The 18,998-nt window shown below is 74.8% G+C and carries 20 protein-coding genes and 1 tRNA gene; 14 read left to right on the top strand and 7 right to left on the bottom strand.

All coding sequences use genetic code 11. The features are described 5' to 3' along the window. The first annotated feature begins 58 nt into the window (after positions 1 to 58). Positions 59 to 244: a hypothetical protein gene (locus ACLQ2W_RS22225; protein WP_425788246.1), complete on the top strand. Its 186-nt coding sequence runs from the start codon at positions 59 to 61 to the stop codon at positions 242 to 244. 26 nt (positions 245 to 270) lie between these two features. On the opposite strand, the gene ACLQ2W_RS22220 is transcribed toward ACLQ2W_RS22225, so the two are convergent. The 3 genes from ACLQ2W_RS22220 to ACLQ2W_RS22210 form a co-directional block, all read right to left on the bottom strand. Continuing rightward, positions 271 to 2,061: a bifunctional metallophosphatase/5'-nucleotidase gene (locus ACLQ2W_RS22220; RefSeq protein WP_425788245.1), complete on the bottom strand. Its 1,791-nt coding sequence runs from the start codon at positions 2,059 to 2,061 to the stop codon at positions 271 to 273. A 135-nt stretch (positions 2,062 to 2,196) separates the two neighbouring features. Beyond that, positions 2,197 to 2,847 carry a nucleotidyl transferase AbiEii/AbiGii toxin family protein gene (locus ACLQ2W_RS22215; protein WP_425788243.1) on the bottom strand — a complete coding sequence of 217 codons (651 nt, stop codon included), beginning with the start codon at positions 2,845 to 2,847 and terminating at the stop codon, positions 2,197 to 2,199. Beyond that, entirely contained in the window at positions 2,844 to 3,170 is a 327-nt protein-coding gene (locus tag ACLQ2W_RS22210) for a hypothetical protein (protein ID WP_425788241.1), read from the bottom strand. The genes ACLQ2W_RS22215 and ACLQ2W_RS22210 overlap by 4 nt, the downstream gene beginning before the upstream one ends. A 333-nt stretch (positions 3,171 to 3,503) precedes the next feature. Here ACLQ2W_RS22210 and fdh point away from each other — a divergent pair, with 333 nt between their 5' ends. The 9 genes from fdh to ACLQ2W_RS22165 all read left to right on the top strand — a co-directional run bounded on the left by fdh (position 3,504) and on the right by ACLQ2W_RS22165 (position 13,546). Beyond that, positions 3,504 to 6,830, top strand: coding sequence for a formate dehydrogenase (gene fdh / locus ACLQ2W_RS22205; protein ID WP_425788239.1), 3,327 nt, complete (start codon positions 3,504 to 3,506; stop codon positions 6,828 to 6,830). Then, positions 6,823 to 7,869: a 4Fe-4S dicluster domain-containing protein gene (locus tag ACLQ2W_RS22200; RefSeq protein WP_405089502.1), complete on the top strand. Its 1,047-nt coding sequence runs from the start codon at positions 6,823 to 6,825 to the stop codon at positions 7,867 to 7,869. Before fdh ends, ACLQ2W_RS22200 begins: the two co-directional genes overlap by 8 nt. Continuing rightward, a complete protein-coding gene (nrfD, locus tag ACLQ2W_RS22195) occupies positions 7,866 to 8,987 on the top strand; it encodes an NrfD/PsrC family molybdoenzyme membrane anchor subunit (protein WP_425788237.1) in 1,122 nt (373 codons plus the stop codon). Before ACLQ2W_RS22200 ends, nrfD begins: the two co-directional genes overlap by 4 nt. Positions 8,988 to 9,032: 45 nt before the next feature. Then, a tRNA-Sec gene (locus ACLQ2W_RS22190) sits at positions 9,033 to 9,128 on the top strand. A gap of 23 nt (positions 9,129 to 9,151) precedes the next feature. Continuing rightward, positions 9,152 to 10,444, top strand: coding sequence for an L-seryl-tRNA(Sec) selenium transferase (selA, locus tag ACLQ2W_RS22185; RefSeq protein WP_425788235.1), 1,293 nt, complete (start codon positions 9,152 to 9,154; stop codon positions 10,442 to 10,444). A gap of 4 nt (positions 10,445 to 10,448) precedes the next feature. Beyond that, on the top strand, positions 10,449 to 12,212 hold the full coding sequence (gene selB / locus ACLQ2W_RS22180; RefSeq protein WP_425788233.1) for a selenocysteine-specific translation elongation factor: 1,764 nt from the start codon (positions 10,449 to 10,451) through the stop codon (positions 12,210 to 12,212). A 29-nt stretch (positions 12,213 to 12,241) separates the two neighbouring features. Then, positions 12,242 to 13,051 (top strand): hypothetical protein, encoded by an 810-nt coding sequence (locus ACLQ2W_RS22175; protein WP_425788231.1) that lies wholly within the window; start codon positions 12,242 to 12,244, stop codon positions 13,049 to 13,051. Positions 13,052 to 13,096: 45 nt separating this feature from the next. Then, a complete protein-coding gene (locus ACLQ2W_RS22170) occupies positions 13,097 to 13,294 on the top strand; it encodes a hypothetical protein (protein ID WP_107157830.1) in 198 nt (65 codons plus the stop codon). A 66-nt stretch (positions 13,295 to 13,360) separates the two neighbouring features. Then, positions 13,361 to 13,546, top strand: a complete 186-nt coding sequence (locus ACLQ2W_RS22165) for a hypothetical protein (RefSeq protein WP_107157906.1) — start codon at positions 13,361 to 13,363, stop codon at positions 13,544 to 13,546. 9 nt (positions 13,547 to 13,555) lie between these two features. Here ACLQ2W_RS22165 and ACLQ2W_RS22160 read toward each other — a convergent pair whose 3' ends face one another. Next, positions 13,556 to 14,212: a hypothetical protein gene (locus ACLQ2W_RS22160; RefSeq protein ID WP_405089496.1), complete on the bottom strand. Its 657-nt coding sequence runs from the start codon at positions 14,210 to 14,212 to the stop codon at positions 13,556 to 13,558. Between the two features lie 129 nt (positions 14,213 to 14,341). On the opposite strand from ACLQ2W_RS22160, the gene ACLQ2W_RS22155 reads away from it, so the two are divergent. Continuing rightward, the gene (locus ACLQ2W_RS22155; RefSeq protein WP_107157832.1) at positions 14,342 to 14,548 is read left to right on the top strand and encodes a hypothetical protein; all 207 of its coding nucleotides are present in this window, start codon (positions 14,342 to 14,344) and stop codon (positions 14,546 to 14,548) included. Here the strand turns inward: ACLQ2W_RS22155 and ACLQ2W_RS22150 are convergent. The 3 genes from ACLQ2W_RS22150 to ACLQ2W_RS22140 form a co-directional block, all read right to left on the bottom strand. Beyond that, on the bottom strand, positions 14,545 to 15,018 hold the full coding sequence (locus ACLQ2W_RS22150) for a hypothetical protein (RefSeq protein ID WP_425788228.1): 474 nt from the start codon (positions 15,016 to 15,018) through the stop codon (positions 14,545 to 14,547). The genes ACLQ2W_RS22155 and ACLQ2W_RS22150 overlap by 4 nt on opposite strands. Then, positions 15,015 to 15,224 (bottom strand): phosphatidylethanolamine-binding protein, encoded by a 210-nt coding sequence (locus ACLQ2W_RS22145; protein WP_091056824.1) that lies wholly within the window; start codon positions 15,222 to 15,224, stop codon positions 15,015 to 15,017. Before ACLQ2W_RS22145 ends, ACLQ2W_RS22150 begins: the two co-directional genes overlap by 4 nt. Positions 15,225 to 15,317: 93 nt before the next feature. Then, the gene (locus ACLQ2W_RS22140; protein WP_425788225.1) at positions 15,318 to 16,199 is read right to left on the bottom strand and encodes a universal stress protein; all 882 of its coding nucleotides are present in this window, start codon (positions 16,197 to 16,199) and stop codon (positions 15,318 to 15,320) included. Positions 16,200 to 16,336: 137 nt separating this feature from the next. Between ACLQ2W_RS22140 and ACLQ2W_RS22135 the strand changes: the two genes are divergently transcribed. The 3 genes from ACLQ2W_RS22135 to ACLQ2W_RS22125 all read left to right on the top strand — a co-directional run bounded on the left by ACLQ2W_RS22135 (position 16,337) and on the right by ACLQ2W_RS22125 (position 18,877). Further along, the gene (locus ACLQ2W_RS22135) at positions 16,337 to 17,083 is read left to right on the top strand and encodes an SAM-dependent methyltransferase (RefSeq protein WP_425788223.1); all 747 of its coding nucleotides are present in this window, start codon (positions 16,337 to 16,339) and stop codon (positions 17,081 to 17,083) included. A gap of 87 nt (positions 17,084 to 17,170) precedes the next feature. Then, positions 17,171 to 18,358 (top strand): PP2C family protein-serine/threonine phosphatase, encoded by a 1,188-nt coding sequence (locus ACLQ2W_RS22130; protein WP_281941329.1) that lies wholly within the window; start codon positions 17,171 to 17,173, stop codon positions 18,356 to 18,358. A gap of 48 nt (positions 18,359 to 18,406) precedes the next feature. Beyond that, entirely contained in the window at positions 18,407 to 18,877 is a 471-nt protein-coding gene (locus ACLQ2W_RS22125; RefSeq protein WP_425788221.1) for a MarR family transcriptional regulator, read from the top strand. Positions 18,878 to 18,998: the final 121 nt, after the last annotated feature.

Below are 18,998 nucleotides of genomic sequence, written 5' to 3'. Positions count from 1 at the left end.
CATACCCCCACCGTCTCGGTTGATACCGCCGCCGGTCGGGCGGGGGCACAATGCGGGCATGAGCGAGCCGGTCACGTCGTTCACCGACGACGAGTACGCGTTCCTGCGGCATGTCCGCTTCGGCGAGCTGCCCGCCCTGGTGCGTCCGGAGGAGCGGATGGAGTCCGCCGAGACCGAGGTCCCTCCGGGCCGGCCCGACCCGGCCGGCGGCGAGTCGGAGTGGCACCTGAGAGCCGGCGGCTGACGGAGACCGCCAGCCGCCGGGGCGACTCAGAAGACCGGCACGCCCTCGCGGACCAGCTTCCAGTTCGGCACGAAGAAGTCGGCCGGGTCGATGGTGCCCTTGGCCTGCGCCCAGTCGATCAGCAGCTGGCGGATCTCCTGCTGCGCGTTGTAGACCTGCGTCTTCACGATGCCGGGGAAGTTGCCGCCGCCGCTGCGCCGGTAGTTGTTCACTGCCACCACGAACTGCGCGTCCGCCGCGACCGGCGTGTCGGTGCCGGCCAGCACCAGGCGGGTGATCCGCTGGCCGACCGGCTTCGAGATGTCGATGTCGTAGTCGACGCCGGAGAACACGTCGTAGTTGTAGTCCGGCACGGCCGGGTCGCTGATCGTCTCCGGGTCGACCGTGGCACCGACCGGCACCGTGACGAAGTACTTCGCCGAGTACTCCAGGTACGCCTTCACCTCGGCGCCGGTCAGCACGACCGCCTCGAGCGTGTTGTCGAACACGTAGAGGCCGGCCACGTCGCGGATCCGCACGTCGCCCTGCGGGAACACCGCGGTGCGGCTGAACGGCGCGGCGATCGACAGCACCGGCAGGCCCGCGTACGCGCCGCCGGCCAGCGCCTCGGTGACCACCTCGGTCTGGACGTGGTTGATGAAGTCCAGGATCGGGGTGTCCTTGTAGCGCGACTCGGCGGCGGACAGCTCCACGCTCGACTGCGCGACCACCCGGTTGACGTACTCGACCGTCTTGGCGTGCTGGCCGCGCACGGCCGCGAGCACCGCCGGGTCTTCGACGACGGTGTTGGTGTTCAGCGTGGTGGCCGACGAGTCGACGACCTTCCAGCAGCCCTTCTCCCGGGTCAGCGTGAAGTCCATCCGGGTCAGCCGCTGGCCCCACTTCGACGGCTCGGAGGTGAGCACCGCCTTGCCGGTCTTCAGGTTGGTGACGAACTTCTCCGGCACCTCGTTGTGGGCGTGACCGAACAGGATCGCGTCGATGCCGGGCACCTGCTCGGCGATCAGCGCGGTCGGGTTCTCGTTCGGCAGCTCGGGGCCGTAGCTGGAGGTGCCGCTGTCCCCGCCGTGCGCGGAGATGATGACCACGTCGGCGCCGCGCCGGCGCATCACCGGCACCCACTTCGCGGCGGTGGCGACCATGTCGGCGAAGACCAGGCGGCCCTCGACGTTGGCCTTGTCCCAGATGGCCACGCCCGGGTTGGTCAGGCCGAGGATGCCGACGCGCAGCTTCGGCGCGCCGTGCCCGCCGAGCCGGACCTCCTTGATCACGTACGGCAGGAAGGCCGGCTTGCCGGTCTTCTCATTGATCGCGTTCGCGGCGAGCGCCGGGAAGCCGAGCTGCTTGATCCAGGTGGCCAGCAGCGGCAGGCCGTAGTTGAACTCGTGGTTGCCGAGCGTGACGGCGTCGTACCGCAGCACGTTCATCGCGCCTGCCATCGGGTGCGTCTCACCGGTGCTGGTGATCGGCTCCTGCTTGGCGTAGTAGGTGGCCAGCGGCGTGCCCTGGATGGTGTCGCCGGCGTCCAGGACCAGCGTCGCCCTGCCCGTGCGCTCCGCCCGGATCTGGTTGACCAGGGTGGCCAGCTTCGCGACGCCGACGTCGTTGTGCTTGCTGTCGTCGAACTCGGCGTCCTTGTAGTAGTCCCAGTTGTAGACGTTGCCGTGGGTGTCCGAGGTGCCGAGGACGGTCAGGTCCCAGGTCTTCGGCTGCTTCGGCTTCGCCTCGGCGGGCGCGCCGGCGAGCAGCGGAGCGGTCGCCGCGGCGGCGGCGACGGCCAGCACCTGGCGGCGCGAGGCGCCGGAGGAGGAGGTCATGAGGTGCCTTTCCATGGGGGTAGGCGCCTCGTGGGCGCCGCTGCGCACCATAACCACCGGCTGTCACGTACGCCACCACACCCCCAAATGTTTCCGATCCCGTCACCCACCGCTGTTTTCCGGGGACCCGCCGAGTCAGCGGGGCCAGACGGACATCCGGCGGCGTACCTCGGCGACCCGGGCCGCGTCCAGGCCGTAGCGGCGGAACCGGCGGTCGGCCAGCCCGTCGAGGTAGCGGCCGGCCGCCCGGACGTCCACGTCCTCCAGCGCCGGGTCCACCTGGTGGGCCAACTCCAGCAGCTCGGCCACCGGGTAGCGGTCCAGCGCGGCGGCGACGTCGATGTAGTCGCGTACCTCCCGGCGGTTGACCAGCGCGGCGGTCTTGTTGGCCAGCAGGTCCCGCACGTCCATCACCGGGCCGAAGTCCATCACCACCGGGCTGCGGTGCCGGTCCAGCCGGGCCAGGCTGAGCCGGATCTGCCGGTCGCCGCGGCTCACCACGAAGTCCCGCAGGTCCCGGTCGAAGCCGTCGAACACCTCGCCCAGGCCGTCCGGGTCCGCCTCGTGCACCCGGTAGCCGGCCCGTTCCAGCGCGGCGCGCACGTCGGCCGCCGCCGCGGCGGCGGCGCCCTCCACGTCGGCGAACAGGTCCACGTCCTCGGTCGGGCGGGTGACCAGGCCGTGCGCGGCCCAGGCCACCCCGCCGCCGAGCACGAACCGGTGCGGGCCGGCGGCGGCGAGCGCCACCCGGGCCACCTCCCGGTAGAAGTCGTGCGGATGTGTCACGCGGTGCACAGGCTCCGGTGCCGGCCCTCCCAGGCCAGGCGTACCCCACGGGGCAGGTTGAGCAGCGGCCACACCCGGCGCAGCGTCGGAGCGTGGATCAGCTCCCGCAGGTCCGTCACCCGGGTGGTCTCGCGCAGCACGTTCTCGTACATCCAGAGCAGTTCGTCGGGGTCGGCGAGGTCGAAGGCGCGTTCGCTGTTCCACATCAGGCGCACCGGCAGCTCGACGATGCCCCCGGTGGGGCCGGCCAGCTCGTCGAGCGTGCGCGGGACCACGGCGGGACGCCCGGGCCGGGCGAGGTACGCGCTGGCGGTGGCCGACATGCCATGAGGGTAACCCCTGACCGGCGTGTCGAGTGCCAAGGTCGGTGACCGGGGTCACGACGACCGGCGGAAGAACGGCCGCCCCGGTACCGTTGTGCAGAGCGTCGGTGTGACCAGTGTCCCCGGGCCTCACCTAAATTGCCTTCGCGGAATACCGTTCGGCTGGAGCCGCGTCGCGCCACTCGCCGAGAGGCGACCTGCACACCGACGCCCAGCGCCGCCCCGGCCGACTCGGCCGGGGCGGCGCTGTTTCCCGCACGACTCGCGGGCGTCGTGCGGCTGGCCTAATGTGCTTAAGCGTCAGCCGTTCTCGACGGGGAGGGGGTGCCCGGGGTGGGTCTGAAGACGTTCCTCCAGGGCTGGCCGGTCTACCGGCAACTCACCGGCACCGACCCGCTGGGGCGCGGCGCCGCCGCCCAGTCGGCGCGCTCCGCCGGGCTGACCGCCCGCACCGAGACCGCCGACGGCGTGGCCCGCTCGGTCTGCCCCTACTGCGCGGTCGGCTGCGGGCAGCGCGTCTTCCACTCCCAGGGCCGGGTCACCCAGATCGAGGGCGACCCGGACAGCCCGATCTCCCGTGGCCGGCTCTGCCCGAAGGGTTCCGCCAGCAAGAGCCTGGTGACCAGCCCGCTGCGCCAGACCAAGGTCCGCTACCGCCGGCCGTACGCGACCGACTGGGAGGACCTGGACCTCGACGTCGCGCTCGACATGATCGCCGACCGGATCCTCGCCGCCCGCGCGGAGACCTGGGAGGACGTGGACGACGAGGGGCGCCCGCTGAACCGGACGCTCGGCATCTCCAGCCTGGGCGGCGCGACGCTGGACAACGAGGAGAACTACCTCATCAAGAAGCTGTTCACGGCGATGGGGGCGCTCCAGATCGAGAACCAGGCGCGGATTTGACACTCCGCCACCGTCCCCGGTCTGGGGACCAGCTTCGGTCGCGGCGGCGCGACGGACTTCCAGCAGGACCTCGCCAACGCTGACGTCATCGTCATCCAGGGCTCGAACATGGCCGAGGCCCACCCGGTGGGCTTCCAGTGGGTGATGGAGGCGAAGAAGCGCGGCGCGAAGGTCTTCCACGTGGACCCGCGGTTCACCCGCACCAGCGCGCTCGCCGACACGTACCTGCCGATCCGGGCGGGCACCGACATCGCGCTGCTCGGCGGCGTGGTGCGGTACATCCTGGACAACGAGCTGGACTTCCGGGAGTACGTCCTGGCGTACACCAACGCGGCGACCATCGTCAGCGAGCGGTTCGCCGACACCGAGGACCTGGACGGGCTCTTCTCCGGCTACAACCCGGAGACCGGCTCCTACGACCACGCGAGCTGGCAGTACGAGGGCCAGGAGGGCAACACCCCGGCCCGGGGCACCGGCAAGGAACGTGACTCGGCCTCCGGGATGGAGCACGAGTCGCACGGCGAGCCGGTGCCGGCGCAGACCCAGCGGGACGAGACGTTGCGGCACCCGCGCTGCGTCTACCAGATCCTCAAGCGGCACTTCGCCCGCTACACGCCGGAGATGGTGGCCCGGGTCTGCGGCATTCCGGAGGAGAAGTTCCTGGAGCTGGCCCGCGCCTGGACGGAGAACTCCGGCCGGGAGCGCACCGGCGCCCTGGTCTACTCGGTCGGCTGGACGCAGCACAGCGTCGGCGTGCAGTACATCCGCACCGGGGCGATCATCCAGACGCTGCTGGGCAACATGGGCCGGCCGGGCGGCGGCATCCTGGCGCTGCGCGGGCACGCCAGCATCCAGGGCTCCACCGACATCCCGACGTTGTTCAACCTGCTGCCCGGCTACCTGCCGATGCCGCACCACGCCGACCACCCGACGTTCGACAAGTGGGTGGACAGCATCCGGCACCCCGGCCAGAAGGGTTTCTGGGGCAACTCGGGCGCGTTCGCGGCCAGCCTGCTCAAGGCGTACTGGGGTGACGCGGCCACGCCGGAGAACGACTTCTGCTACGGCTACCTGCCCCGGATGACCGGCGACCACGGCACGTACCAGCAGGTCCTCAACATGATCGACGGGCACGTGAAGGGATACTTCCTGCTCGGCCAGAACCCGGCGGTCGGCTCCGCGCACGGCCGGGCCCAGCGCCTCGGCATGGCCAACCTGGACTGGCTGGTGGTCCGCGACCTGTTCCTGATCGAGAGCGCCACGTTCTGGAAGAACAGCCCGGAGATCGCCACCGGGGAGATCGTGCCGGAGGAGTGCCGCACCGAGGTGTTCTTCCTGCCGGCGGCCTCGCACGTGGAGAAGGAGGGCACCTTCACCCAGACCCAGCGGCTGTTGCAGTGGCGGGAGAAGGCCGTCAACCCGCCCGGCGACGCCCGCTCCGAGCTGTGGTTCTTCTACCACCTCGGGCGGGTGCTGCGGGCGAAGCTGGCCGGCTCCACCACGCCCCGGGACCGGGCGCTGCTGGATCTGACCTGGGACTATCCGACGCACGGCCCGCACGCCGAGCCGAGCGCCGAGGCGGTGCTCAAGGAGATCAACGGCTACGACGTCGCGACCGGCCGCCCGCTGAACGCGTTCGCCGAGGCGAAGGACGACGGCTCCACCGCGATCGGCTGCTGGATCTACACCGGCGTCTACGCCGACGGGGTGAACCAGGCGGCCCGCCGCAGGTCCCGGCACGAGCAGGACTGGGTGGCAGCCGAGTGGGGCTGGGCCTGGCCGGCGAACCGGCGCACGCTCTACAACCGCGCGTCCGCCGACCCGGAGGGCCGGCCGTGGAGCGACCGCAAGAAGTACGTCTGGTGGGATCCGGACGCCGGCGAGTGGACCGGCTACGACGTGCCGGACTTCGAGAAGACCAAGCCGCCGTCGTACCGGCCGCCGGACGACGCCGCCGGCCCGGAGGCGCTCGCCGGTGACGACCCGTTCGTCATGCAGGGCGACGGCAAGGCCTGGCTGTACGCGCCGAGCGGCGTGCTCGACGGCCCGCTGCCGACGCACTACGAGCCGGCCGAGTCGCCGATGCGCAACCCGCTCTACGGGCAGCAGGCCAACCCGACCCGCAAGATCTACGAGCACCCGGTGAACCGGATCAACCCGAGCCCGCCGGAGCCGCACAGCGAGGTCTTCCCGTACGTGTTCACGGTCAGCCGGCTCACCGAGCACCACACGGCCGGCGGGATGAGCCGGACGGTGCCGCGCCTGGCCGAGCTGCAACCGGAGATGTTCGTGGAGGTGTCCCCGGAGCTGGCCGCCGAGGTCGGGCTGGCGCATCTCGGCTGGGCCCACCTGATCAGCGGTCGGGCCGCCATCGAGGCGCGGGTGCTGGTCACCGACCGGCTCACCCCGCTGCGGGTGGACGGGCGGATCATCCACCAGGTGTGGCTGCCCTACCACTTCGGCAGCGAGGGCCTGGTCACCGGCGACTCGGCGAACGACCTGTTCGGCATCACGCTGGACCCGAACGTGCTCATCCAGGAGAGCAAGATCGGCACGTGCGACATCCGGCCGGGCCGGCGGCCCACCGGGCCGGCGTTGCTCGACCTGGTCGGCGACTACCAGCGGCGGGCCGGGATGACCGCGGACCGGAAGGTGCCGATCGTGACCACCGACGTGTTGGGCGGCGAGAACGCGGCCGGCAGCACCGACGAGCAGACGCCCGAGGCCGCGGCGCGCGACGGAGAAGACCATGCCTGACGCCAACAGCCTGTACGGACCGCTCGACCCGGCCCCGGACGCGGGCTGGGTCGCCGCGCCGCCCCGGATGGGCTTCTTCACCGACACCAGCGTCTGCATCGGCTGCAAGGCGTGCGAGGTCGCCTGCAAGGAATGGAACGGCGTCCCGGACGGGGGCTTCGACCTGCTCGGCATGTCGTACGACAACACCGGCGCGTTGACCGCGAACTCGTGGCGGCACGTGGCGTTCATCGAGCAGCCCCGCCCGGCCGGGCACCGGACGCCGCCGTTCGCGGGCGACCCGACCGGCCCGACGGCCAGCAGCCCGGCATCGGCGGCGGTGGGCGCCGGCACGGCCACCGACACCGGCACGAACCCGGGCCTGCCGGCGGGTCGTGGCGAGCCGGCGGCGCGGATGGCGGCCGGCCCGGAGTTCCTCGGCATGCCCGGCGCGCAGCCACCGGGGCGGGGCACCGGCGCGGAGAGCCGCACCGACTTCCGCTGGCTGATGATGTCCGACGTCTGCAAGCACTGCACGCACGCGGCCTGCCTGGACGTCTGCCCGACCGGTTCGTTGTTCCGCACCGAGTTCGGCACCGTCGTGGTGCAGGAGGACATCTGCAACGGCTGCGGGTACTGCATCTCCGCCTGCCCGTACGGCGTGATCGACCAGCGCAAGGACGACGGCCGGGCGTGGAAGTGCACGCTCTGCTACGACCGGCTGGGCGCCGGCATGACGCCGGCCTGCGCGCAGGCGTGCCCCACCGAGTCCATCCAGTACGGCCCGCTCGACGAGCTGCGGGACCGGGCCGCCCAGCGGGTCGCCACGCTGCACGAGCGCGGCGTGCCGGAGGCCCGGCTCTACGGCCACGACCCGACCGACGGGGTGGGCGGCGACGGCGCGTTCTTCCTGCTGCTCGACGAGCCCGAGGTGTACGGGCTGCCGCCGGACCCGGTGGTCACCACCCGGGACCTGCCGAAGATGTGGAAGCGTGCCGGCCTGGCCGCGTTGGCCATGGCGGCGGCCACCGTCGCCGCGTTCGTCGGAGGATCGTCGTGAACCCGGACCGCCCGGTGGGTGCCCTGTTCCGCCGCTTCCGCGACCGCCTGGCCGCCGACCGGGCCGCCGTGGGCCGCACCGACGCCGGCGCCCGTGACGCGGGGCTGACCCCGCACCCGCCCCGCGACACCGCGCCCACCGCCCGTCGCCGACGCGGCGGCACGGGCGGCCGAGGCGGCGAGCAGCTCACCGTGCCCCCGGCGGAGTTCACCTCCTACTACGGCCGGCCGGTGCTCAAGCCGCCGGTGTGGCGGTGGGACATCGCCGCGTACCTCTTCACCGGTGGGCTCGCCGCCGGCTCCTCGATGCTGGCCGCCGGCGGGCAGCTCACCGGCCGGCCGGCGCTGCGTCGCGCCGGCCGGGTCACGTCGCTGGCGGCGGTGAGCGCCAGCGCGTACTTCCTCATCAACGACCTGGGCCGGCCCAGCCGCTTCCACCACATGCTGCGGGTGGCGAAGGTGACCTCGCCGATGTCGGTGGGCACCTGGATCCTCAGCGCGTTCGGCCCGGCCGCCGGGCTGGCCGCGATCGCCGAGGTCGCGCCCCGCCTGCCGGAGCGCGGGCTGCTCGGGCTGGGTCGTCGGCTGCTGCCCCCGACCGGGCACGCGGCCGGCCTCGTCGCCGCCGTCACCGCGCCGGCGCTGGCCACGTACACCGGGGTGCTGCTGGCCGACACGGCGGTGCCGTCGTGGCACGAGGCGTACCCGGAACTGCCGGTCATCTTCGCGGGCAGCGCGCTGGCCAGCGGCGCCGGTGTCGGGCTGCTGGCCGCGCCGCCCGGGCAGGCCGGCCCGGCGCGGCGGATGGCGGTCGCCGGCGCGGCGCTGGAGCTGTGGGGCGCGCACCGGGTGGAGAACCGGCTCGGCCTGCTCAGCGAGCCCTACGCCGACGGCACGCCCGGGAAGCTGCTACGCGCCGGCCGGGCGCTCACCGCCGCCGGGGTGGCCGGCGCGCTGGTCGGCCGCCGCAGCCGGCTGCTCTCCGCCGCCTCCGGCGGCGCGCTGCTCGCCGCCGCCGTCTGCACCCGCTTCGGCATCTTCCACGGCGGCGTCGCCTCGGCGCGGGACCCGAAGTACACGGTGGTCCCGCAGCGCGAGCGCGCCGACCGGCGGGCCTGACGCCTCCCCGGGCGGCCGGCGGGCCGCTGTGGTTGACTGCTGCGTGGAGGCGTTCAGGCGGCTGGTGCCCCTCCCGGTCTTCAAAACCGGTGTGGTCCGGGATCCGGGCCAGGCGGGTTCGATTCCCGTCCGTCTCCGCCACACCGTCTGAGGGGGAGCGTGCGATGCGTGAGGTGGACCCGCGTCGGCGGGTGCCGCGCACCGACGCGTTGCTCGCCGACCCGGCGCTGACCGCCGCCGCCGGCACGGTCGGCCGGGACCGGGTCAAGGCCGCGATCGTCGCCGCCCAGCACCGCGCCCGCCGCGGCGAGATCACCCCTGATCAGGTACGCGACGCCGCGCTGGCCGACCTGCCCGGGCGGACGCCCCGGCCGGTGCTGAACGCCACCGGCGTGGTGCTGCACACCAACCTGGGTCGGGCCGCGCTCGCCCCGACCGCCGTGGACGCGCTGGTCGCTGCCGCCGGGCACACCGACGTGGAACTCGACCTGGCCACCGGCCGGCGGGCCCGGCGCGGCCGGGAGGCGCTGGACGCGCTCGCCGCCGCCGTGCCCGACGCCGCCGCCGTGCACGTGGTCAACAACGGCGCCGCCGCGCTGGTGCTGGCCGCCACCGCGCTCGCCGCCGACCGGGAGATCGTGGTCAGCCGCGGTGAGCTGGTCGAGATCGGCGACGGGTTCCGCCTGCCCGACCTGCTGGCCAGCACCGGGGCCCGGCTGCGCGAGGTGGGCACCACCAACCGCACCAGCCGGGCCGACTACGCCGCCGCGATCGGCCCGCGCACCGGCTTCGTGCTCAAGGTCCACCCGTCGAACTTCGTGGTCACCGGCTTCACCTCGGCGGTGCCGGTGCGGGAGCTGGCCACGCTCGGCGTGCCGGTGGTTGCCGACATCGGCTCCGGCCTGCTCCGGCCGGACCCGCTGCTGCCCGACGAGCCGGACGCCGCGACCACGCTGCGCGCCGGCGCCCACCTGGTCACCGCCAGCGGCGACAAGCTGCTCGGTGGGCCGCAGGCCGGCCTGCTGCTCGGCGTCGCGGACCTGGTGGAGCGGCTGCGCCGGCACCCCCTCGCCCGGGCGTTGCGGGTGGACAAGCTCACCCTCGCCGCGCTCGCCGCCACGCTGCACGCGCCGGCCACCCCCACCGGGGAGGCGCTGCACGCCGACGCGGGCCGGCTGCGTGCCCGCACCGAACGGCTGCGTGACCGGCTCGGCGCCGACGGGTGCAAGGCGGAGGTGGTGCCGGTCGCCGCGGTCGTCGGCGGTGGCGGCGCGCCCGGGGTGGAGCTGGACTCGTGGGCGCTGAGCCTGCCCGAGCGCTACGCCGTGCCGCTGCGCACCGGCGACCCGGCGGTCCTCGGCCGGGTGCTGCACGGCCGGCTCCTGCTGGACCTGCGCGCCGTGCCGGTCGGCGACGACGACCGCGTGCACGCCGCGATCCTGCGCGTGGCGGGCTGAGCACATGTGGGTGGTGGCCACCGCCGGGCACGTCGACCACGGCAAGTCCACGCTGGTGCGGGCGCTGACCGGGATGGAACCGGACCGTTGGGCGGAGGAACGCCGCCGGGGCATGACCATCGACCTCGGCTTCGCCTGGACCACGTTGCCCTCCGGCGGCACGCTGGCGTTCGTCGACGTGCCCGGGCACGAACGGTTCGTGCCGAACATGCTGGCCGGCGTCGGCCCGGTGCCGGCCGCGCTGATCGTGGTCGCCGCCGACGAGGGCTGGATGCCGCAGTCCGCCGAGCACCTGGCCGCGCTGGACGCGCTGGGAGTGTCGTACGGGCTGCTGGCGGTGACCCGCGCGGACCTGGCCGATCCGGGGCCGGCGACGGCGCGGGCCCGGGCGGAGATCGCCGCCACCTCGCTCGGCGAGGTGGAGGCGGTGGCCGTCTCGGCGGTCACCGGCGCGGGCCTGCCCGAGCTGCGCGCCGCGCTGGACCGGCTGGTCGCCCGACTGCCCGACCCGGCCCACGACGCCCCGGTCCGGCTCTGGGTGGACCGGTCCTTCACGGTGCGCGGCAGCGGCACGGTGGTCACCGGCACGCTCGGCGGCGGTCGGCTGCGCGTCGGCGACGAACTCGAACTCGCCGCCACCGGCGAGCCGGTGCGGGTACGCGGCCTGCACTCGCTGGGCGTCGCGCGCTCGGACGTCGACGCGGTGGCCCGGGTGGCGGTGAATCTGCGCGGCCTGCCCCGGGACCGGGTGGGGCGCGGCGACGCGCTGCTGCGTCCCGGCCGGTTCGGCCGCACCGACCTGCTCGACGTGCGGCTGGACGGCGACCCGGCCGCCGACCTGCCGGCCACCCTCACGCTGCACGTCGGTTCCGCGGCGGTGCCGGCGCGGGTCCGGCCGCTGGGCCCGGACACGGTCCGGCTGCGCCTGGCCCGCCCGCTGCCGCTGCTGATCGGTGACCGGGCGCTGCTGCGCGACCCGGGCCGGCACCACGTGGCCGGCGGCATGACGGTGCTGGACGTGGATCCGCCGCCGCTGCGTCGCCGGGGCGCGGCGGCGGCCCGCGCCGCCGTGCTGGCCGGGCTGGACGGGCGGCCCGACCCGGTCGGTGAGCTGCGCCGGCGGCGGCTGGTCCGGGCCGGGCAGCTCACCCGGATGGGCGTGCCGCCGGCCGCCACGCCGGTGGCCGGCGACTGGCTGGCCGACCCCGACCACTGGCGCGACCTGGGCCGCCGGCTCACCGAGGAGGTCGCCCGGTACGCCGCCGCGCACCCGCTCGCCGCCGGCGTGCCGCTCGACGCGCTGCGCCACCGCCTCGGCCTGCCCGACCGGGCACTGGTGACCGCGCTGTTGCGCCCGCCGCTGCGGCTGCACGCCGGCCTGGTCACCGCCGCCCCGGCCGGGACGCTGCCCGACCCGGTCGCCCGCGCGGTGGCGACGGTGCGCGCCGAGTACGGCGACCGGCCGTTCCAGGCGCCCGAGGCGCACCACCTCGCCGGCCTCGGCCTGGGCCCGAAGGAGATCGGCGCGGCGGTGCGGGCCGGGGCGCTGGTGCGGCTGGCCGAGAACGTGGTGCTGCTGCCCGGCGCGCCGGACGACGCGGCGCGGGTCCTGGCCGGCCTGCCGCAGCCGTTCACGCTCAGCGCGGCCCGGCAGGCGCTGGGCACCACCCGTCGGGTGGCGGTGCCGCTGCTGGAGCTGCTGGATCGGCGCGGTCTCACCCGCCGGCTGCCCGACGACGCCCGCGAGGTGGTCCGCCCGCCGGGCTGAGCGTTGCGCGTCGGTGGCAGGCTGGCCGAATGATCGACGTGCGTCGCGCCGTGCGGGCCGACCGGGCGTGGCCGAACCGGGTGGTTCCGCTCGCGGTGCTGGTCTGCTGGCTGGTCTGGGCGGCGCTCGCCTGGTGGTCGGCCCCGCGCTCGGTCGACGCCGCCGAGCTGGAACGTGACCTCGCCGCCGGCCGGGTGCTGACGATCGCCCGTGCCGACGGGTGGGACGACTCCGGCCCGTGGGCCCGCCGCCCGGAGCCCCGGTACGCCCAGGGCGGGTCGACGGTGGTCTGGGCCCGTCCCGACGGCCAGTTCCGCTACACCTACGCGCCCGCGTCGGTCCCGGACGGCAGCCTTGTCGAGGATGACCCGGCCACCGGCGACGCCGACCCGGCGACCGGAGACGCCACCCCGGCGACCGGCGACCCGACCGGCGACGACGACGCCCGGTGGCCCGACCCGGACCCCGACCCGCTGGCCGATCCTCGGGCCCGGGACGCCACCACCCACGGCGGCGACACCCGCGCCGACACGATCGCGAACACGGCCGCGCTGTTCGCCCTGGCGATCGGCGTCGGCTGGCTGCTCACGCTGGTCGCCGGCCCGCCACCGGTGCTCGGGACGCGCTGTTACTGGTTCTGGATCGGGTTGCTGCCGTTCGGCCTCGGCGTGCTCGCCTGGGCCTACCGGGAACGCTGGCGCGCGGACGTGCCGGCCGCCCGGGCCCGCCGCACCGGCTGGGCCGGGCTGGGCTGGTGGCTGGTCGGCGGCATCGCGGTGTCGATCGCGGTGGCGGCGCTGCGCATGCTGCTCGGCGGATACGTGGTGCCGGGCGGGTGAGCCAACCGGCGACGACGGCCCGGCCCGGTCACCTACCGTGACGCCATGGACCCTTCCGCGGTCTGGCGGGACAAGAACCACAGGTGGCGGATCGAGGCGTACCGGGCCCCGGACCTGCGGTTCGCCATCTTCGCCACGAACGGCACCACCGAGTCGGCGCCGCTGTGGCTGTTCGGGATGGCCGCGTTGGCCCGCTGGCTGATGACCCACGCCGTCTCCCTCGACGACCTGGAGACGGACTGACCCGGACGGGGGACAACCGGGGCGAACCGGCACTCCGTGCCGGTCGGTGGTCGTACCGTCCGGGGCGTGAAGGACCGAGGCATGCGGACGTTCGTCACCGTCCTCGCCGGGCTGGCCGTGATCTACTTCGGCGCCACCGGGCACCGCGCGAGCGGCGGGGAGGGCGGTGGCATCTCCGGCGGCGTGGTGCTGCTCGCCCTGCTCGCCTCGCTGCTGGCCTGGCACCTGACCCGGCCCGGCCCGGCCAAGTAGCCCGCCGGCTCAGCGGGCCGCCGCGGCGGAGCGGCTCACCTCACCGGCCGACTCCTCGCCGAGCGCCACCCGGACCAGCGCCGACGCCAGCCGCCCGAAGTCGGCCTCCCCGACCAACCCGACCAGGCTGCCCGGATTCGCCGGCAGACCCAGCCGCCGCGCCCCGGCCAGGGTGCGGCGGTCCGCGTACGGGCGCACGTCGGGCCAGACCGCCTGCGCCTCCCGCAGGAAGATGTCCGCCCCGGTCGGGCCGATGCCGGGAAACTCGGTGAGGAACCGGCGCAGCACCGCGCGGTCCGCGCCGGCCTCCCGGTGCAGCCGCCGCAGGTCGCCGTGCCACCGGTCCAGGCACAGCCGGGCCCCGGTGCCGAGCATGGTGGCGGTCCGCTCGTCGTAGCGCCGGTAGTGGCCCCGGCCCAACGCGTCGACGCGGTCCTGCCAGCTCGCCGCCTCCATCGCCTGCGGGGTCCGCCAGCCGGCGGAGAACAACTCCCGGGCCGCGGCGACCGCCACGCTCGCCCGGATCCGGGTGCTCAGCAGCGTGGTGAGCACCAGCAACTGGTAGAGCGGACCGGGCCGGTCCGCGAGCGTGATCCCGGCCTCTTCCGCGTACGTGCGGGACTGCCGGTCCAGCAGGGCCCGCGCCACGTTCCGATCGTCAGGCATTCGACCGGGTTACCCGCCCGGGGCCGGCCCAGACCCGTCGGCGGCATCGGAATGCGCCGGTCAGCGGCGGGTACCCGGACGACGTGCGTGGTCGACGGCCGCGCGCTCCCACCGGGAAGGGAGAGACCTGTGGTCAAGCCCCAGCAGGAGGAGCTGCGCCGGAACGATCTCGGCGCGACCAGCCAGGACAGCCGGAAGTCCGCCGTCACGGGCGGTGACCGCTCGCGGGGCGGGGGCACGTCCAACGCCGACGCCGGTCGACGGGTGCCGAAGGGACAGGTGTCGCCGTACGGCCCGGCCGGCGAGCCGGTGGCCGAGGACGCCAGCGACCGCTAACCGCGCGGCGACGACGGCCGCAGCCTCCGCCAGGTGGCTGCGGCCGCCAGCCCGTACGCCAGGTGCGGCACCAGGTCGGACGCCCAGTCGACGCGTCGCCAGGTGCGCGGGTCGGTCACGCCGAGCAGCGTCATCGAGCTGTCGGAGGTGGCCATCACGCCGCCGCCGAGCAGCGTCACGGCCACCGGCAGCGGCACCCGCCGGCGCGCGGCGAGCAGGCCGAACACGGCACCGGCGGCGATGCCGGTGGCGTACCCGAGCACCGGCCCGAGGCCGGCGCGGCGGTTCGCCGCCTCCTCGGCGGGCCCGAGGTCGACGTGCGCCACGTCGGCGAGGCGGCCGGCGGTGGTCTCCGGCGTGGTGCTGGCCGGACGGGCCCGCAGCGTCATGTCGAGGTAGCTGACCACGTTGAGCACGGCGCTGCCGACGGCGCCCGCGATGGCGCCGTCGACCAGGGGCGCCGCTCTCACTTCGGGTCGCCCGGTTCGCGTTCGCCCTTGGGCCCGTAGGTCCGTTCGCCCCGGACGACACCGCGCTGACCCCGGTCGTCCTGCAGGATCCGGTTGGCCACCTGGTTCGCCTCCTGGTCGGCGGCCCGCCCGGACTGCTCGACGCGGTCGCGCAACCGCGCCCGCTGCTTGTCGTACGCGTTGCTGCCCGGCCGTGGTCCTGGCATCGCTGCCTCCTCCGGTCGCTGTCGCTGTCGGCCCCGTCTACCCGCCCCGGCCGGCGCCAACCGTGGGCCGGACAGCGCCGCCTGGCCCGGCGCTCACTCGGGGGCGCGGACCACCGCCACCGGGCAGTCGGCGCGGTGCAGCAGGGCCTGGCTCACCGAGCCGAGCAGCAGCCCGGTCAGCTCGCCGCGACCCCGCCGGCCCACCACGACCAGTTGGGCCTCGCGTGCGGCCGCGACCAGCGCCGCGACCGGCCGGGCGTGCGTCACCTCGCGGGTCACCGGCACGTCCGGCCAGCGTTCCGCGATGCCGGCCAGCGACTCGGCCAGCACCTGGTCCTCCTCGCCGCGGAGCTGGTCCTCGTCGTGCACCAGGGGCTGCATGTCGCCGGGCCCGGTCGAGGCCGGGTGGGTGTAGGCGTGCACCGCGTGCAGGCGGGCCCCGCGCGAGGACGCGGTGCCGGCGGCGAACTCGACGGCGGCGCGCGACAGCGGGGAGCCGTCCACGCCGACCACCACCGGGCCGGCGTCGCGGGCCGTGCCGCGGGCGACCAGCACCGGGCAGTCGGCGTACGAGGCGACCTGCACCGCGACGGAGCCGAGCACCAGCGCGGCGAAACCGCCGAGGCCCCGGTCGCCGAGCACCACCAGGGCGGCGCTGGGGGACTCGCCGAGCAGCACGGCGGCCGCCTCCCCGTCGATGATCTCGCCGGTGATCCGCAGCCCGGGACACTCCGCCTCGGCCGTCGCGACCGCGTCGCCGACCAGTTGTTCGGCCTGGTGGCGCAGCCCGGCCCCGGGTGGCGCCTGCGCGGGCGCCGACACCGGCACCCGCAGCAGCGGCCAGATGAAGCCGTGCACCACGCGCAGCGGACGGTTGCGGCGAGCGGCCTCCCGGGCGGCCAGCCGCACGGCCCGCGTCGCCGACTCGGAGCCGTCCACGCCGACCACCACCGCCGCGCCGTTCGCCGAGTTCACCGGTGCCTCCTCGCCGCCGGCCGCCCCGCCGGCCCGCGCCGCCAGTATCGCGGCCGACGCGGTCCCGCCGGGGCGATACCGGGTGAGTCGGCCGCTCGGTACGCTGACGCCAGCACGCACGGGAGGGAGCCCCGTCGATGGTCGAGCCGGACCTGCCCAGCACCGCCCGCATGATCGACCACTGGCTCGGCGGCCGGGACCACCGCCCGGTGGACGTGGCCGCGGCGACCGCGTTCGAGGCGGCGTACGGGCCGTGCGCGGCGATCTTCCGCTCGTTGCGGGCCTTTCTCGGCCGCACCGTGCGGGCCGTCGCCGCCGCCGGGGTGGACGAGTTCCTCGTCTTCGGCGCGGGCGTGCCGACCTGCGGAAACGTGCACGAGGTGGCGCCGGGGGCGAGCGTGCTCTACACCGACGCCGACCCGGAGACGGTCCGGCTCGGCCAGCGCCTGCTGGCCGGCAGCGACCGGGCCGGCTACGGCCACGGTGACGCCACCGACATCGGTACGCTCGATCCGGCCCAGCTGCGTCGCTTCGTGCCGGGCTGGGGGAGCGGACCGGTCGGGGTGGTCTTCCTGGGCCTGGCCGCGTTCCTGGACGACGACACGCTCGCCCGGACGCTCGACGAGCTGTACCAGGCGGCGGCGCCGGGTAGTTGGCTGGCGATCGACTTCGACGGCACGGAACTCGCCGCGTACCCGGAGGCGCTGGCCATGATGGGGCCGGCGTTCCGGATGCGCGAACCCGAGCGGTTCCCGCCGCTGCTCGGCCGGTGGCGTCCGACGGCCGAGGGCGTGGTGCCGGTCGCGCGGTGGCGGCCGGTGGGCGAACCGGAGCCGGTGCCGGACGCGTTTCACGGCGCGCTGGCGTGGCGACCGGCCGACTGAGCCGCCGGTCGAGGTGGCGCGTCCGGTGTCGGTCCTCCTCCGTATGATGTTTGCTCTGTAGCAATAGTCGTCATCGGAGGATGAAGCATGCCGGAGGCGTCCGGATCGGTGTCGCGTGCCCTGCGCACGGCGCCCCCCGACCAGTTGGCGGAGACCGCGGACGCGGTGTTGCGCCACACGCTCGGCGCCGCGCGTGCGGAGGTGTTCGTCGCCGACTACCGGTCCAGCGGCCTGTGGCCGGTGCTGGACCCGGAGCGCCCCGACGGCGGCCCGCTCCGCTCCCACGGGGTGGCCCAGCGCTGCTTCAGCAGCCAGGAGCCGGTGCTGGACACCGCCGACGACGGCCGGTGCCGCGCCTACCTGCCGCTGTCGGTGTGGGGCGAACGGCTCGGGGTGCTGATGGTCGAGCTGCCGGCCGTTCCGGACGCGGCGACGGTGGCGGCGGCCCGGGACGCCGCCGGCGACCTGGCGGTGGCGATCCGCGCGGCCGACCGGGAGACCGACCGCTACCGCCGGGCGCGTCGCCGGGAGCGGCTCAGCATGGCCGCCGAGATGCAGTGGGACCTGCTGCCCGGGCGCAGCGTCCGGCACGGCGACGTGCTGCTGGCCGGGCAACTCGAGCCGGCGTACACGGTGGGTGGTGACCACTTCGACTGGTCCGTCGACGGGGACCGGCTCACCGTCACGGTGCTCAACGGCGCCGGCAACGGGTTGTCCGCGTCGCTGCTCACCGCCGTGACCGTCAACGCGATGCGGAACGCGCGCCGCTCCGGCGGCAGCCTGGTGGAGCAGGCGGAGCTGGCCTCGGACACGATCTTCTACCAGCACCGGGGGAGCCGGCACGTGGCCACGCTGCTGCTGGAGCTGGACGGCCGGCGGGGCGTGGTCCGGGCGGTGGACGCGGGTTCCCCGCACGTGCTGCGGCTGCGCGGTGGCCGGGTCACCCCGGTCACACTGGACCAGCAGTTGCCGCTGGGCATGTTCGCCGAGACCCGGTACGACGTGCAGGAGTTCGGCCTGGAGCCGGGCGACCGGCTCTTCGTCGTCAGTGACGGGGTGTACGCGGCGGAGCCGGACGAGCAGGAGCCCTACGGCGCGCGGGCGATGGCGCGGGCGATGCGGTCCACTCGGCTGCAGCCGGCCACTGAGGCAGTTGGTACGGTGATGCGCGAACTGCACGCGTACCATGCCGACGCGGATCTCCGCGACGACGCGGTCGTCGTCTGCCTGGACTGGCGCGGTTCCAGCCGGCCGGACGACGCCTCGCGGCGGTGACCGGGGCGGCGGGGCGAACACGAGCGGGACGATCGCAGGGGACAGCGAGTGGAGCGACCTCCGAATCTTGCCGCGGCCGTCGAGGCGGCTGCCGAGGCGCTCATCGGTGTGCTCGACTCGGCCACCTCACGGCACAACCTCAGCGTCTCGCCCACCCAGTTGCGGGTGCTGTCGCTGATCATGTCCCACCCGGACACCAACGTGAACCGGCTGGCCGAGCTGCTGGACGTGGTGCCGTCGTCGGCGAGCCGGCTCTGTGACCGGCTGGAGGCGGTCGGGTTGCTGCGCCGGGTGGCCGACCCGAGGGACCGGCGCGAGGTGCGGCTGCTGCCCACGAACGCGGCGGAGTCGCTGCTGCGCGAGTTGCAGGAGCGGCGGCACCGGGCGGTGCAGGCGGTGCTCGACCGGATGCCCAACCGGGTGCAGCACGAGTTGTTGCTGGCGTTGCTGGCGTTCGGTCAGGCGGCCACCATGAGCGCGCCGCAGTCGGGTTCCGACTCCACCGCCCGCTCGGCGTGACCTCGGGATGTGTAAGCCGTAGCCGCTCCACTAGTGTCCTAGGATGCCTTACGCGATGTGATGCTGCCCACCGCCGCCACGCTGAGCAGCCACGCAGCAGGGCGACCGGAAGAACGCGGGA

The sequence above is a fragment of the Micromonospora sp. DT227 genome, from assembly GCF_049841835.1.
In the GTDB taxonomy this organism is placed as follows: domain Bacteria; phylum Actinomycetota; class Actinomycetes; order Mycobacteriales; family Micromonosporaceae; genus Micromonospora.
The sequence above is the reverse complement of the archived record's forward strand: the minus strand, read 5'-3'. Positions and strand labels throughout refer to the sequence as shown.